Source organism: Alkalispirochaeta alkalica DSM 8900 (genome assembly GCF_000373545.1).
Lineage (GTDB): Bacteria > Spirochaetota > Spirochaetia > DSM-27196 > Alkalispirochaetaceae > Alkalispirochaeta > Alkalispirochaeta alkalica.
Genome location: NZ_KB891694.1, coordinates 80933 through 93948, shown reverse-complemented (window position 1 = coordinate 93948; position 13016 = coordinate 80933). Strand labels below are relative to the sequence as shown.

10 protein-coding genes are annotated in these 13016 nt (G+C 64.0%); 9 read left to right on the top strand and 1 reads right to left on the bottom strand.

The window, feature by feature from the left end:
• The first annotated feature begins 77 nt into the window (after positions 1–77).
• Positions 78–365, top strand: coding sequence for a hypothetical protein (locus tag B071_RS0103535; protein WP_018525727.1), 288 nt, complete (start codon positions 78–80; stop codon positions 363–365).
• Here B071_RS0103535 and B071_RS0103530 read toward each other — a convergent pair.
• Positions 355–561, bottom strand: coding sequence for a YjfB family protein (locus tag B071_RS0103530; protein ID WP_018525726.1), 207 nt, complete (start codon positions 559–561; stop codon positions 355–357). The two genes, B071_RS0103535 and B071_RS0103530, sit on opposite strands and share 11 nt — an antisense overlap.
• 287 nt (positions 562–848) lie before the next feature.
• Here B071_RS0103530 and B071_RS15745 point away from each other — a divergent pair, with 287 nt between their 5' ends.
• The 8 genes from B071_RS15745 to B071_RS0103490 all read left to right on the top strand — a co-directional run bounded on the left by B071_RS15745 (position 849) and on the right by B071_RS0103490 (position 12967).
• On the top strand, positions 849–2420 hold the full coding sequence (locus B071_RS15745; protein WP_245534044.1) for a phospholipase D family protein: 1572 nt from the start codon (positions 849–851) through the stop codon (positions 2418–2420).
• A gap of 226 nt (positions 2421–2646) precedes the next feature.
• Positions 2647–5022, top strand: a complete 2376-nt coding sequence (gene purL, locus B071_RS0103520) for a phosphoribosylformylglycinamidine synthase subunit PurL (RefSeq protein ID WP_026244941.1) — start codon at positions 2647–2649, stop codon at positions 5020–5022.
• A complete protein-coding gene (gene purM, locus B071_RS0103515; RefSeq protein WP_018525723.1) occupies positions 5019–6083 on the top strand; it encodes a phosphoribosylformylglycinamidine cyclo-ligase in 1065 nt (354 codons plus the stop codon). Before purL ends, purM begins: the two co-directional genes overlap by 4 nt.
• An 11-nt stretch (positions 6084–6094) precedes the next feature.
• Entirely contained in the window at positions 6095–7378 is a 1284-nt protein-coding gene (purQ, locus tag B071_RS0103510; protein WP_018525722.1) for a phosphoribosylformylglycinamidine synthase I, read from the top strand.
• The gene (locus B071_RS0103505; RefSeq protein WP_018525721.1) at positions 7365–8435 is read left to right on the top strand and encodes a phosphoribosylaminoimidazolesuccinocarboxamide synthase; all 1071 of its coding nucleotides are present in this window, start codon (positions 7365–7367) and stop codon (positions 8433–8435) included. The genes purQ and B071_RS0103505 overlap by 14 nt, the downstream gene beginning before the upstream one ends.
• Positions 8436–8511: 76 nt before the next feature.
• Positions 8512–9972: an amidophosphoribosyltransferase gene (gene purF, locus B071_RS0103500; protein ID WP_018525720.1), complete on the top strand. Its 1461-nt coding sequence runs from the start codon at positions 8512–8514 to the stop codon at positions 9970–9972.
• The gene (gene purD / locus B071_RS15740) at positions 9960–11882 is read left to right on the top strand and encodes a phosphoribosylamine--glycine ligase (RefSeq protein ID WP_018525719.1); all 1923 of its coding nucleotides are present in this window, start codon (positions 9960–9962) and stop codon (positions 11880–11882) included. The genes purF and purD overlap by 13 nt, the downstream gene beginning before the upstream one ends.
• Positions 11879–12967 (top strand): hypothetical protein, encoded by a 1089-nt coding sequence (locus B071_RS0103490; protein WP_018525718.1) that lies wholly within the window; start codon positions 11879–11881, stop codon positions 12965–12967. Before purD ends, B071_RS0103490 begins: the two co-directional genes overlap by 4 nt.
• Positions 12968–13016: the final 49 nt, after the last annotated feature.

Here is a 13016-nt window from a genome sequence, read left to right as displayed (position 1 = left end):
TGAGCGGTATCCTTGCGGTAGCGGGGGGCTGTTTCGGCAGATCCCGCCGAAAAGATGTTTGTCTTCAGGAGTGGCCTATGTCCGGTGAGAAATCTGTGTCCGGTGAGAAAGGCGACACCATCGAGGTGGCCGGTGAATATCGTTTTCGTCACGAGGCGGAGCAGGCTCGGGACATTCTGCGATCCCGGGAGATCGAGAGCATCGTCTGGTCCGATGACGGCGGAGGAATCTACCCCCCTGTGGGGTTTATCGAGCGGTACCTGGTGAAGGTTTTCTCCCGCCAGAGGGACGAGGCCCGGGAGATTTTGCAGGCCTTCGGCCTGGAGGGGGTCCCGGGCGGGGAGGACGACCGGTTCAGGCGGTGATGTTGATGTGCTGCCCCGACAGGGGGTCGGTAATGGCCTGCGACGGGGCTGCTCCCGCCGTCTGGATGAGGCCCTGGAGGTTTTCCCCGGCCTGCTCCACGGTGTCGATGCTCTTTGCCAGGACCGCCGTTGATACCTCGGTCTGCTGCTTGCTCTGTTCCATGGCTGTGTAGAGGGTGGTAATCGAATCAATCATGTCCGTCTCCTTGTACTGCGCGGCCTTTTGTACCGCGCGACGGGCTGCTGTACCTCGTAACGGGCTGCGACACCGCGCAAGCCGTCACACAAAGGGCCCCATCCTGTGCCTCTTGAGGTCCTCTTTCAGAGTATCGTCACGGCGGGCGATAAAATCAACCCGTGCGAGGGGGCCGTCCGAGGGGGCCGTCCGGAAAAACCCGTTGTGACGGGCCGGGATATCTGCTAGAGTGATGCTATCATAGACGAGTATTATCCCGCTTTCACATTTCGATGGGGCCTGTGTATATGGTGACCGCTTCTCCCTGCCGCAGACGATGGGGCTCCGCTCCTCTCTTTCCTCTGCTCCTCCTTCTTGCCTTGGGTTTGTCGGGTTGTTCTACCATCGGTCGCCCCCGGGAGCTCCCCCCCGATTTCCGGATGCTTCCGGCCGAGGCGGGCCGGCTCCAGGAGTTTGCTGCGGCAGGGGCTGCAACGCTCGAACCGGAGGAGTCGGGGCTCCTGTTGCTGCCGGGGAACCGCGATGCCCTGGACTGGCGGCTGGCCATGGTGGACAACGCCCGGGAGTCGATCGACGCCCAGTATTTTCTGTGGGACGATGACTACACGGGGCGGCTGATGCTGAAGCGTCTGCTCTGGGCGGCGGACCGGGGTGTTCAGGTTCGAATTCTGGTGGACGACATTTTTCTGACCCATTCCGACCGGTCCATCGCGGCGCTCACGAATCATCCCAACATGGATATCCGCATCTTTAACCCCAACCCCTCCCGTCGGACCAGGGCCGGTTCGGTCTTCCGCTTCATGCTGGAGTTCCGGAGGCTGAACCGGCGAATGCATAACAAGCTCTTCATCGCCGATGGTCTCGTGGCGATCACGGGGGGGCGGAACATCGGTGATAACTATTTTGGCGTTTCCCCGGATTATAACTTCCGGGATCTCGATGTGCTGGTGGTGGGGCCCGTGGTGGACGATATGGCCCAGTCCTTTGACGACTACTGGAACAGCCCCTACGCCTTTCCGGGGCAGAAACTGCACCGTCGGGGGACTGAGGAGTACCTCGAGCGGGTGAGGGAGCGCCTGGAAGACGATATCGCCCGGGACCCGCGCAGGATGGTCTTTCCGGCGGAGGTTTCCAGCTGGGATCATCTCCTGTATTACGCGCCCCGGGATCTGGTTCCCGGCCGGGTGAGGTTTGTTGCAGATCATCCCGTGGAGCGGCAGAACCGCGAGGTGGTGCGGTCCCTGACGGATCTCCTGAACGGAAACGAGGGGAGTGTCCAGGAGATCCTGATCATTACGCCCTACTTCATCCCCGACCAGGGGGTGCTGGAGATCTTTCACCAGCTCGAGCAGGACCAGGTGGACGTGCGGCTCCTGGTACCGTCGCTGGCCTCGATCAACCACACCGCTGTTCACAGCCACTACCGTCCGCACCGGGAGACCCTTCTGGAAAAGGGGGTGGAACTCTTCGAGTATCACCACCTTCCCGAGGGAACGGGGCGGCTCTACGCCGATACCGCCCCCTTCCGGGCCGATTTTATCAGCATGCACCTGAAGGCCGTGGTGAGCGGGCAGCGGAAGACCTACGTGGGGTCCCTGAACTTCGACCCCCGGGCGATGCGGATCAATACCGAGAACGGGCTGATCATCGATTCCCGGCGCTTTAACGAGGAGCTGCGGGCCATCGTGGAGCCGATGTGCGGGGAAGACCAGGCCTGGACGGTCCATCTCAACCCCGAGGGAAGGGGGCTGATCTGGACCTCCTTCGAGGGAGAGCGGCGCTCTCCCCCCGCCCGGGGCCCGGTTCAGCGGACAGGGGAGTTCCTGGCGCGCTTTCTGCCGATCGCCAACCAGTTGTAATCCCCGGCCTTTTCCGGTACAAGTAGGGTATTCGTTACACGTTGTATGGGTGACACATGGCTGGCGCGTTGACCGAACATACAGTTGAATCTGCACACGGTTCCTTTACGGGGGAGCGGTGCGGCTTCGGCGGTTTTGGTACACCCGCCTGAACGTAGGGACTTCGGAGGCTCTCCGGGGTCCCTTTTTTCTTTCTGCACCGCACGTGCACCGCAAGAGAGGGAACATGCAATTTACCAGGAATGTATTTGATCTCCAGGGCCGTTCGGACCAGGAGATAGAGGCTTTTCTCGAAGGCTCTTCGATCGGACTGACCCTGCAGGAGGCGAAGCAACTCCAGTTTTCGATCCTCAAACGCCCCCCTTCGGTGGCGGAGTTTGTGCTGTTCGGAATCGAGGGGTCGGAGCATTGCTCGTACAAGAGCAGCCGGGAACATCTGTCCCAGTTTATCACCCAGGGGCCCGAGGTCGTCCTGGGTGCGAAGGAGGACGCCGGTGTGATCCGGGTGGCCCGGGACCGGCAGGGGCGGGGCTACTGCGTGGTGATGAGCCACGAGTCGCATAACCATCCCAGCCAGATCGTTCCCTACGAGGGGGCGGCCACGGGTGTGGGGGGGAACGTCCGGGACATCTGCTGCATGGGCGGCGAGGTGGTGGCTCTGGCCGACGATCTGCGCTTTGGTGCGATCGAGAGTCCCCGTACCAGATGGATCTACGACGGGGTGGTCTCGGGGATCGCCGGGTACGGAAACCCCATCGGGGTGCCTTCCCTGGCGGGGGGGCTGCAGTTTGACCGGGGATATCAGGATAACTGCCTCGTCACGGTGGTCTCTCTGGGAATCCTCCGGGAAGATCACCTCCTCCATTCCTACGCTCCCCCGGGAGCAGATGGGTACGACCTGATCCTGGTGGGGAAACCCACCGATTCGAGTGGTTTCGGCGGGGCCAGTTTTGCCAGTTTCGATCTCGACGCGGAGCAGCACGAACAGAACAAGGGCGCCGTGCAGGAACCCAACGCCTTTCTGGGGCGGCACCTGCTTCAGGCTGCGGGAGCGCTCTCGGAGAAGCTCGCCGAGCGTGGTGCTCACCACCGGGTGGGCTTCAAGGACCTGGGGGCCGGGGGGATCGCCTGCGCGAGCGTGGAGATAGCCGATACCGGCGGCTACGGCGCCGAGGTCATGATCGACCAGGTTCACCGGGACGCGCCGGGGCTTCCTGCCCACGTGGTGCTCTGTTCCGAGACCCAGGAGCGGTACATGTACGCCTCACCTCCCGATCTGACTCCCCTCATTCTGGAACACTACAACCAGGATTTTGCCCTGCCCCAGGTTTCGCGGGGGGCCGAGGCCCGGGTGATCGGAAAGATCACCGATTCTCCCCGGTTTCGGGTGATCGCCGGGGGAGAGGTGATCGTCGATGCTCCGGCCTGCGAGGTTACCCGGGGGTTTCTCTATAATCGGCCCTTTGTGGATCCCCCCCTGGAGGAGTCACCTTTTCCTCCGGGGACCCTTCCTGCGTTCCCGGGGGGGCAGACCGGCGGGCTCGAGGAGACTCTCCTGGCCCTGCTGGGCCACGAAAACATCGCCTCCCGGAAGTGCCTCTACGACCGGTACGACAAGCAGGTGCAGGGCCGGGTCATGGTCGAGGCGGGGCTCTCCGACTCGGGCATTCTCGCACCCTTCAACAGCGGCGAGTACCCCGAGGAGATTCGCCAGGTGGGGCTCACCCTCACGACGGACCAGAATCCCCGGATGAACCGGCGGGACCCCCATCTGGGGGCGGTTCTGGCGGTGGTGGAGTCCTACACCAACACCGTGGCATCGGGAGCCCGCCCGGTGGCGATTTCGGACTGCCTCTGTTACGGCAATCCCGAGAAACCCCAGCAGATGGGGCTCTTCGTGGCGGGGTGCCGGGGGGTGGCCGAGGCCTGCCGGGAGCTCTCGATCCCCGTGATCGCCGGGAACGTTTCGCTCTACAACGAGTCCCTTTCGGGGTCCATCCCTCCCAGTCCGATGATCGCCTGTCTGGGACAGCTCGAGGACTATCACGATGCCCTGACCCAGAACTTCCTCCGGGCCGATTCGCCGATCTACCTTCTGCTGGAGCGGGAGGGGCGCTGGGGAGGGAGTGTTTTCGAGGAGCTTCTGGCCGAGGGGGATGCCCTTCCGGGTGAGTTCTCCCGGGGGAACCTGGCGGGGCCGCTTCCGCGTGTTGACTATGGAAAGATCCGCGCTGCCGGGGAGCTGATTCTGGAGGCGTCCCGGGCGGCCCTGGTCAGGGCTTGCCACGATATCTCCGAGGGGGGGCTGGGGGTTGCCCTCTGCGAGATGACCTTCGGGCGTTCTCTGGGGTGCGAGGTCTCCCTCCCCGTACCGGGGGATCCCGGGGCCTTCCTCTTTGAGGAATCGCCCGGGTTTGTTCTCGAGATCGATCCCGCCGGGGAAGAGGCCTTTTGTGCCCTGGCGCGGAAAAGGGGGGTAGAACCGGTGCTCCTGGGACGGACCATCGGGGAACCCCGGATAATTGTTGAAGGAGTATGGGATATGACGATTGAACGTGCCCGCACCCGCTGGGAGCAGGGGCTTATGGAGAAATTACTGTGAGTTTGTCCTACAAGGATTCCGGTGTTGATATCGAGGCGGGAAACCGCACGGTCGATCTTATTCGTGACGCTGCGGCGTCGACCTTTACCCCGGCGGTTCTGACCGGGGTGGGAAGCTTCGGCGCGTTCTACGATCTCTCGGAGATTGTGCCCTCCTTCCGAAATCCCGTGCTGGTCCAGTCTGTGGACGGCGTGGGGACCAAGACCGTCGTGGCGCGCCAGGCCGATGACTTCAGCCGGATAGGGGCCGACCTGGTGAGCGCCTGTTGTAACGACATCGCCGTTCACGGGGCCAGGCCTCTGACCTTTCTGGACTACGTGGCCAACGATGTGCTCGATCCCGAGCGGGTCGCCCAGATCGTCTGCGGTATCGCCGAGGCCTGCCGCTCCGTGGGGGCCTCCCTGATCGGGGGGGAGACGGCCGAGATGCCCGGGGTTTACCTGCCGGGCGAGCACGATCTTGTGGGCGTGGTGACGGGTATCGTGGAGCGGGACCGGATTATCAACGGTGCGACGATTGCTCCCGGTGATGTTATCCTGGGGGTCGCTTCGAGCGGCCTTCATACGAACGGCTTTTCCCTGGCGCGAAAGATTATCGAGGTGGCGGGGCTCTCTCTGGAGGCCCCCCTGGAGCAGCTTCTGCCGGGTGCGGGGAGTTCTGCTTCGCTTCAGGAGGCGCTCCTGGAGGCGCACGTCAATTACACGCCGGGTATTCTGGCTCTTCTCGATGGGGGAATCCCTCTGCGGGGGATGGCGCATATCACGGGAGGCGGGCTTGTGGAGAATATTCCCCGCGTGCTGCCCCCCGGGTGCGATGCGCTTCTGGACGGGACGGCCTGGGAGGTTCCCCCGGTCTTCTCCGTTCTGGCGCACCACGGAGGGGTCGCTCCCGGGGAGCTCCACCGGGTCTTTAACATGGGTGTGGGGCTGGCGGTTATCCTGCCGGCTTCTGCCCGGGACGAGGCCCTGGCGCTCATGAAGGACGTCTTTCCCGTCGAATCCCGGGAGATCGGAAGGGTCGCCCGGGGCGCCGGACGGGTGAATATCTCGGGAATTGCCTGAAGGGGGCTTTCATGACGATAGGGATTATCCAGTTTCCCGGGACAAACTGCGAGCGCGAATCTCGCCTGGCCCTGGAGCGGGCCGGGCTTGAGGGGCGGTTCTTCCGATGGAACCAGGACCCCGCGCTGTTGCGGGACCTCGACGGGTACCTTCTGGCTGGCGGCTTCTCCTACGAGGACCGGAGCCGATCGGGTATTATCGCTGCCCTGGATCCTCTCATGGAGGTTATCCGCCAGGAGAGTGATCGGGGAAAACCGGTCCTGGGGATCTGCAACGGGGCGCAGATTCTGGTGGAGGCCGGGCTGGTTCCGGGGGGGGGCGCTCCGGGGGATCCTCCCCTGGTGGCGCTCACCACCAACCGGCGTGTTGCCCGGGGCCGCGTGGTGGGGACGGGCTTTTACAACGCCTGGGTGACCCTCAGGGCCGAAACGGACGAGACCGCCTTCACCGGGGCGATCCCCCGGGGAACCTGCCTGAACGTTCCCGCAGCCCACGCCGAGGGCCGCTTTGTCATGTCTCCCCAGGTATACCGGGAACTGGACGAGGGGGGAATGATCGCCTTCCGCTATACCGATGAAGCGGGCCAGGTCCAGGAGGAGTTCCCCGTGAATCCCAACGGTTCCGAGGGAAATATCGCGGCCATCACCAACCGGCGGGGTAACGTCATGGCGATCATGCCCCATCCCGAGCGGACTCCCCTGGGAGACGGGATTTTTCACTCCCTCCGGGAGTATCTCGAGAAGGGAAGCGGGAAGGGAGGCGGGAAGGGAAGCGGGAGCGAAACGCCCCCCGCCGTGACGGGCCCTTCCCGCGATGAGCTGCCCCGCTTCGAGCCCTGCCAGGGGGCTCATGAGCTGGTGGTGCGGCTGATCATCACCGATAACGCCGCTGTGAGCGTGGAGACGGCCCTGGCCCATCGGGGAGTGGCCGCAGGTATCACCCGCAGGGTTCACTGGGAGCTCTCGCTGGATCCCGGGCTCCCGCAGAGCCGTGTTCAGGAGGTTCTGGAGGCGATCCGGGCCAGCGGCGAGCTCTACAACAGCAACAAGGAGGAACTCGTCCCGCCGCCGGCGGGGAAGGGGGCGGTCTCTCTTCTGGTGCGGGAGCGGGACGATATCCACGGGCGCCGGGTGCTGGAGGCTCTGCAGAACTGGTTCGGCCTCCAGGAGATTCGTTCCCTCCGGAGGGGAATTCTCTGGACCATCGACGATGAACAGTGGCTGGAGCAGATTCTGGCGAGTCATATTCTGCTGAATCCCGTGAGTCAGGTGGGACTTCTCTATGATCAGGGATAGCCTGGGCCATCTCCCGGGGGTGCAGCGGGAAGAGGAATACCGCCAGCGAATCGCCGGGGCCCTCGGACGGTGCCTCACCGAGACGGATCTGCCCCTGCCGGAGAAGCAACGCGGAAAGGTGCGGGACCGCTACCGGGCCGGGGACTCCCTGATTCTGGTTTCCACGGACCGCCAGAGCGCCTTCGACCGGCTTCTTGCCTCGGTGCCCTTCAAGGGACAGGTTTTGAACCAGACCAGCGCCTGGTGGTTCGCAGAGACCCGGCAGATCCTGGAGAACCACCTCGAGGCGGTTCCCCACCCCAACGTGAGCGTTGTCAGGCCCTGCACTCCCTTCCCGATAGAGTTTGTGGTGCGGGGGTACATCACGGGGACCACCGAGACATCCCTCTGGACCCGCTACAAGGCGGGCGAGCGTCGCTACTGCGGGACAGAGTTCCCCGAGGGGCTGGAGAAGGATCAGGAATTGCCCCGTCTGGTGGTGACGCCCACCACCAAGGGGGATCGGGACCGGCCCGTCTCTCCCGAGGAGATCCTCCGTGAGGGGCTGATGTCGCGCCGTGACTGGGAGCGGTGCCGGGATTACGCCCTCGACCTTTTTGCCTTCGGTCAGCAGAAGGCCCGCGAGAACGGTCTCATTCTGGTGGATACCAAGTACGAGATGGGGCGCGACGGGGAGGGGGAGATCCGGTTGATCGACGAGATACATACCCCCGATTCGAGCCGGTACTGGATTGCCGGGACCTATGGGCAGCGCCGGGAGGCGGGCGAGTCGCCCGATCATATCGACAAGGAGTTTCTGCGGGCCTGGTTTGCCGACCGGTGCGATCCCTACGGGGATCCGGTTCTTCCCGAGGCTCCACGGGAGCTGATCGAGGAGCTGTCCTACCGCTACATTCTTCTCTTCGAGGCGATTACGGGCGAGGCCTTCGCCTTCCCGGAACTCTCCGGGGGGGGGCGTTCCCTGGCCGGGGAGCTTCGGGCCGGGGGGTATTCCTTCCCGGAGCAGGGGGCGCTGTCGGAGCAGGAGACTCTCCCGGGGCACGGGGAAATCCGATGATCCTCGCAGAGGGGCGGTCCGGGAGCGCGGCCCCGGGAGCGGTCGCAGCGTGTCAGATAGCAGGGAGGAACAAACCATGTGCGGGATCGTTGGAATCTACGCCCACAACCCGGTAGCGCCGGATCTTTACGACAGCATGATCCAGTTGCAGCATCGCGGACAGGATGCTGCGGGGATTATTACCTGCAACGAGAGATTTCATGTGAAAAAGGGAATGGGCCTGGTTCAGGATATCTTTGAACAGCGTCATATGGAGCGCCTGAAGGGTACCATCGGTATTGGACATACCCGCTACCCCACCAGCGGGGCTCACAGCAACGATGAGGTGCAGCCCCTCTGGACGAGCGTGCCCAACGGGATCGCCTTCGCCCATAACGGAAACGTGGTGAACTACCAGGAGATGCGCCAGGAGGTTCAGGAGAACCGGAAACGCTACCTGAACTCTCACAGCGATTCGGAGATGCTCCTGCAGCTCTTTGCCGACGAGCTGCACCGGCGGATCGGGGCGGGGCCCGCCTCGGCGCTCCCGGACCGGGCCTTCTTCGAGGCGCTCTTTTCTTCCACGGCGGAGCTCTTCTACCGCATCGCCGGAGCGGTCTCGGCGGTGATGCTGATCAAGGACCGGGGGCTCCTGGCGATGAGGGACCCCCACGGTCTGCGGCCCCTGGTCTACGGGCAGCGCGATCTTCCCGACGGCGGGGTGGACCACATCTTCGCCTCGGAGGATACCATGTTTTATATGCTGGGCTACCGCCGGGTGCGGGATGTCCTGCCGGGCGAGATCATCTACATTGCCAGCGATCGCCAGATCTATACCAGGCGTCTGGCGCCCCGGGCCTTTACCCCCTGTATCTTCGAGTACGTCTATTTTGCCCGCCCCGATGCGATGCTGAATAACGTCAACGTCTACCGTTCCCGCCTTCGCATGGGGGAGAACCTCGGCAAGGCCTGGAAGGAGACCTTCCCCGGGGTGCGCCCCGATGTGATCATTCCGGCTCCTGCCACGGCCAATACGGTGGCCCTCTCCATGGCCCGGGAGCTGGGGGTGAACTACTCCGAGGGGCTCTACAAGAACCCCTTCATCGGGAGGACCTTCATCATGCCCAACCAGGAGCGGCGCCGCCAGTCCGTGCGGTACAAGCTCTCTCCCCAGGAGCTGGAGTTGCGAAACAAGGATGTCCTGATCGTGGACGACAGCATTGTGCGGGGAACCACGAGCAAGGAAATCGTCCAGATGGTGCGGGAGTTCGGGGCTCGCCGGGTCTACTTTGCCTCGGCCTGTCCTCCCGTGACGCACCCCTGCTACTACGGCGTTGATATTCCCACCAGGGAGGAGCTGATCGCCTCCACGCTGGGGGAGGAGGAGATCCGGGACTATCTGGGAGCAGACCTGCTCCTGTATCAACCCCTGGATTACCTGGTAGAGGCGGTGACACGCAAGGGCGATCACCACATCGATACACCCTGCACGGCCTGCCTGGGGGGTGTCTACATTCACAGGCAGGACCAGGAGGAGATGAAACGATGCGTATCCTGATTATCGGTTCCGGGGCCCGGGAGCACGCCCTGGCACAGGCCTTTGCCCGTTCGCCCCGGGCGCCGGAGCTCTCTTGCCTGGGGAGTCACCTGAACCCGGGGGTTCGCGATCTCTGTTCGGGCCAGTATCGTACGGGGGATATCACCGATCCCGATCTGGCCCGGGAGATGGCCCGGGAGATTCAGGCGGATCTGGCCTGCATCGGTCCCGAGGCGCCCCTGGAGACGGCTGTTGCCGACGCGCTCTGGGATGCCGGTGTGCCCGTGGTGGGGCCGCGCCAGGCCGTGGCGAGGATCGAGACGAGCAAGGCCTTCTGCCGGGAGCTGTTGCAGAAGATCTGCCCCGAGGCGGTGCCCGCCTTCTACCTGGTTTCCTCCCTGGAAGAGGCCGAGCGGGCGCTGGACGAGCTGGGCGATCACTACGTGGTGAAAGAAGACGGTCTGCGGGGGGGCAAGGGGGTGAAGGTCTCGGGCGAGCACCTGCACTCCCGCGACGAGGCCCTGGCCTTCTGCCGGGAGGTTCTGGAGACGGCCCCGCAGCTGGTGATCGAGGAAAAACTTGTGGGGGAGGAGTTCTCCCTTCTCTCCTTCGCCGACGGCGAGCACTGCCTGCACATGCCCCCGGCTCAGGATCACAAGCGGGCCTACCGGGATGACCAGGGGCCCAACACGGGGGGCATGGGAAGCTATACCGATTCCGGGGGCTCCCTGCCCTTTCTTGGTCGCCAGGATATCACGGCCGCCCACAGACTGAACGAGCGGGTGGTGCGGGGGCTCAGGGAGATCACGGGTGTCCCCTACCAGGGGATCCTCTACGGAGGGTTCATGGCCACCGCCAGGGGCGTTTCCATCGTGGAGTATAACGCCCGTTTTGGAGACCCCGAGGCGCTGAACGTCCTTCCCCTTCTCGAGGGGGATCTGGCAGAGATCTGTTGTGCCCTGGTGGAGGGGCGCCTGAAGGAGGTCTCGGCCTCGTTCAGGCCCGAGGCTACGGTCTGCAAGTATCTGGTGCCACCGGGGTATCCCCAGGGGGGAGAGCGGGGGCTTGTGGTGGATGTTCCGCCCCCGGCGGCGGGAACGGAGTGCTTTTTGGGGTCTCTCTCGCTCCGGGAGGGACAACTCGTGACGGAGGGGTCCCGAACCCTGGCCGTGACCGGCTCCGGAGCGACCCTGGAAGAGGCCGAAGCCCGGGCCGAGTCGTGGATCGCCTCGGTTGGGGGAGGGCTCTTTCACCGAAGCGATATCGGGACTCCGGAGCTGATCCGGAAGCGGATCGGGCATATGGAGGCGATCCGGGGACGAACGGTGCGCGTGGGTGTGCTGGGATCTACCCGGGGCACCTCTCTTGAGGGGCTTTTTGACGCGGTGGAGGGGTTTTCCGTCCCCGCCTCGGTGGAGGTGGTTCTCTCGGACCGGGCCGATGCGGTGATTCTGGAGCGTGCCCGGGAGCGGGGAATCCCTGCTCGTGCTATCTCCCCGCGGACACCCCGGGGGGGGCGAAAAGACCGGACCCTCTTTGACCGGGAACTCACCCGGGAGTTCGGGTTTTTCGGGGTGGACGTGATACTGTGTGTGGGGTACATGAGGATCCTCTCGGAGGAATTCTGCCGTACCTGGTACGGAAAGGCTCTGAACATCCACCCGTCGCTGCTCCCCGATTTTGCCGGTTCCATGGACGGCGCGGTCCATGAGGCGGTGCTCGCCGCAGGGCGGCAGGAGACGGGGTGCACCGTGCATCTGGTGACAGCCGAGGTAGACGCCGGTCCGGTGTTGCTGCAAAAGCGCTGTCCCGTCTTGCCCGGTGATACCCCGGAAACGCTGAAAAGCCGGGTCCAGGCTCTGGAATCGCAGGCGCTGGTGGAGGCGGTGTGCCGTGTCCGCGACGAACTCGTGAAAGGAAAGACAGGATGATCAAAGACAAATTACTGGTAGGGGTATTTCTGGTGGCTCTGGTCCTGGGGATCGCTCCCCGGGTTGTTTCGGCGGAGGGGTTCGATTTCCTGCCGGGGCCCGTTCAGGAGGCCCTGGAGGAAGTTGAAGAGGCTCGCTCCCGCTGGGAAGCGCGCCGGGGCGAGGTGACGGCCCAGCTCGATATCCAGCCCTGGGAAGAGGTGCAGGAGTTTATGGCCAGGGTTGACCGTGCCGTGGCCCGGGGCGCGGGGCGGGAATACCGGTTTCTCCAGTTTCAGCTGGAAGAGTTGGGCCGCCAGGTCTTCCATGTACCCCGGGAATCGGTGGAGCTGGCGCGCCGGGATACCCGGGAGCTGGAGATTATCAGTGATCTCGGGTTTCTTCCCGAGAAGGATACCTTCCGGGTACGGATACCCGACGAGCATTCCACGGCGGTTTCGAGGGGGCTCTCCCGGGGGTCCCTGGAGGTGAAGTTGGGGTTCTCGCTGCGGGGCGGCCTGGACGAGCAGTATACCCTGGTGGTGCACCAGGTGCAGCTCAGCGATTCCGCCGATTCCCTGCCCGTTCTGGCGGTGATCCCCCTTTCCCGGAGTTACCGCTTCAGCCGGTACGAGGCTCTTGTCGTGGCTCCTCTGGGGCTGCAGACGAACTTTTCGGACGGTCGGCTCCCGGCGGAGCTCGAGACCAGGGGAGATGGAGTCCCGAGTGACCGTCCCTGGGTCATTACGTCGGGCCGGGCCGCATCGGGGGGCTATTCTCTCAGGTCGGGAGAGATCGGCTCCAACGGGGTCAGTCAGGTCTGGTATCGAACAGCTATTCCTCCGGGAGCGTCGGAGGTTCGTATTTCCTTCGCTGTCATGACCTCCTCCGAGGATTACTACGACCGGCTGATCTTTTCGGTGAACGAGACCCGGCACGGCGAGTGGTCCGGTGAGACCGGGTGGACCGACTTTTCCCACTCGATCCCCCTGGGTTCGGGTGCTCCCGAAGAGATGATCTTTCTCTGGAGCTACGAGAAGGACGGGAGCGTGGACCGGGGCGAGGATGCTGCCTGGATCGACGAGATTTCCATATCTTTCGAGTGATCTGGTCTTTCGAGCGATCGGGCAATCGGGGCTTCCGGGCCATCGGAGT

Coding starts and splice junctions, on each gene's coding strand:
- purL (WP_026244941.1), top strand. CDS start 2,647: ATGCAATTTACCAGGAATGTATTTGATCTCCAGGGCCGTTCGGACCAG.
- B071_RS0103535 (WP_018525727.1), top strand. CDS start 78: ATGTCCGGTGAGAAATCTGTGTCCGGTGAGAAAGGCGACACCATCGAG.
- B071_RS0103530 (WP_018525726.1), bottom strand. CDS start 561: ATGATTGATTCGATTACCACCCTCTACACAGCCATGGAACAGAGCAAG.
- B071_RS0103490 (WP_018525718.1), top strand. CDS start 11,879: ATGATCAAAGACAAATTACTGGTAGGGGTATTTCTGGTGGCTCTGGTC.
- purF (WP_018525720.1), top strand. CDS start 8,512: ATGTGCGGGATCGTTGGAATCTACGCCCACAACCCGGTAGCGCCGGAT.
- B071_RS15745 (WP_245534044.1), top strand. CDS start 849: ATGGTGACCGCTTCTCCCTGCCGCAGACGATGGGGCTCCGCTCCTCTC.
- B071_RS0103505 (WP_018525721.1), top strand. CDS start 7,365: ATGATCAGGGATAGCCTGGGCCATCTCCCGGGGGTGCAGCGGGAAGAG.
- purQ (WP_018525722.1), top strand. CDS start 6,095: ATGACGATAGGGATTATCCAGTTTCCCGGGACAAACTGCGAGCGCGAA.
- purD (WP_018525719.1), top strand. CDS start 9,960: ATGCGTATCCTGATTATCGGTTCCGGGGCCCGGGAGCACGCCCTGGCA.